The organism is Sulfuricurvum sp., assembly GCF_049587615.1.
Lineage (GTDB): Bacteria > Campylobacterota > Campylobacteria > Campylobacterales > Sulfurimonadaceae > Sulfuricurvum.
Genome location: NZ_JBAVEF010000049.1, coordinates 1 through 1,629, shown reverse-complemented (window position 1 = coordinate 1,629; position 1,629 = coordinate 1). Strand labels below are relative to the sequence as shown.

The window sequence follows — 1,629 nt, the reverse complement described above, 5'->3', positions numbered from 1 at the left end:
GCGCTCGCGCTGCTGTTGTACGTTGCGCTGCCCGCGGAGTACCGCGATGCGGCCGGCAGAATCGTGCCGCTCGCGCATCCGGCGCGGGCCACGCTGGCGATGATGGCGTGGATGGCGACCTGGTGGATGACCGAGGCAGTCGACATCGAGGTCACCGCGCTGTTGCCGATCGCCACCTTCCCGCTCGCCGGCATCATGCCGCTCGGCCGCACGACCGCGAACTACGGCGCGGACGTCATCTACCTGTTCCTCGGCGGGTTCGTGCTCGCGCTCGCCATCCAGCGCTGGGGGCTCGACCGGCGGATCGCCTTCGCGACGCTGCGCATGGTCGGCACGCGGCCCAAGGCGATCGTCGCGGGCACGATGGCCGCGACCGCGTTGGTCAGCATGTGGGTGTCGAACACCGCGACCGCGGCGATGATGGTGCCGATCGTGCTCTCGGTGATCGACGTCGCGCTGCGGCGGCGCACCGGCAAGGGGCTCGCCGAGCACGGCGGCATCCCCGGCGAGGACCGCGACATGTCCAACTTCGCGCTATCCGCGCTGCTCGGCATCGCCTATGCCGCGTCGATCGGCGGCCTCGGTACGATCATCGGCTCGCCGCCCAACGGCATCCTGGTCCGCTTCGTCGAGCAGACCTCCGGCATCCGCATCGGCTTCGTCGAGTGGATGGCGATCGGTGTGCCGGCGATGCTCGCGTTCCTGCCGCTCGCATGGTTCCTGAACACGACGGTGATGTTCCCCTCGCGCATGACTGAGAACGAGGGCGGCCGCGAGTACGTCCGCGACGAGTGGGCGAAGCTTGGCCCCCTCAACGCGGGCGAACGCGCGACGCTTGCCGTGTTCGCGGTCACGGTGCTGCTGTGGATGACCTCCCCCCTGCTCGGGGGCTGGACCGTCGGCGACGCGCGCCCGTTCTCCGGACTCTCCGACGCCGGCATCGCGATCCTCGCCGCGATCGCACTGTTCCTGATCCCGGTGGACCGGGCGAAGGGCGTGCGCGCGATGGACTGGGCGACGGCGCAGAAGCTGCCCTGGGGCGTGCTGGTCCTGTTCGGCGGCGGCCTTGCGCTCGCGGCCGCGACCGAGGCGAACGGGGTGCCGCAGTACATCGGCAGCCTCGCCGCCGGCTTCGCCGGATGGCCGGTGTGGGCGGTGCTGCTCGCGATCATCGCGATCATGGTGTTCATGTCCGAGCTCACGTCGAACACCGCGCAAGTCGCCACCATGCTGCCGATTCTCGCCGCCCTCGCGCCGGTGCTGGGCGTTCCGGCGGGCATGCTGCTGGTTCCGGCGACGATCGCCGCGAGTTGCGCCTTCATGATGCCGGTGGGCACGCCGCCCAACGCGATCGTGTTCGGCACCGGCCTCGTGCGCATGCCGCAGATGATCCGCGCCGGGCTGTGGCTCAACCTGACCGGCATCCTCGTGATCTTCGCGCTCACGTACGCCGTCGTGGTGCCGACCATCGGCGCCGGCCGCTGACGGGCGTGCGGGCGGGTTCGCGCCGCCCGGCGCCCGGCAATGGATTTCAGGCAAGGGTTGGGCTACCCTTCGCCGATGCTTGGCTCGCCTCCGCGCACCCCGGCTCCCGCAACGACTCGCGCGCACCTGCGCATGCTCGTCGCG

At 70.8% G+C, this 1,629-nt stretch carries 1 protein-coding gene; it reads left to right on the top strand.

What is annotated here, in order from left to right:
- Window positions 1-1,485, top strand: a 1,485-nt coding sequence (locus WB308_RS08535) for an SLC13 family permease (RefSeq protein ID WP_424190831.1), incomplete at its 5' end; no start/stop codon positions are given.
- Window positions 1,486-1,629: the final 144 nt, after the last annotated feature.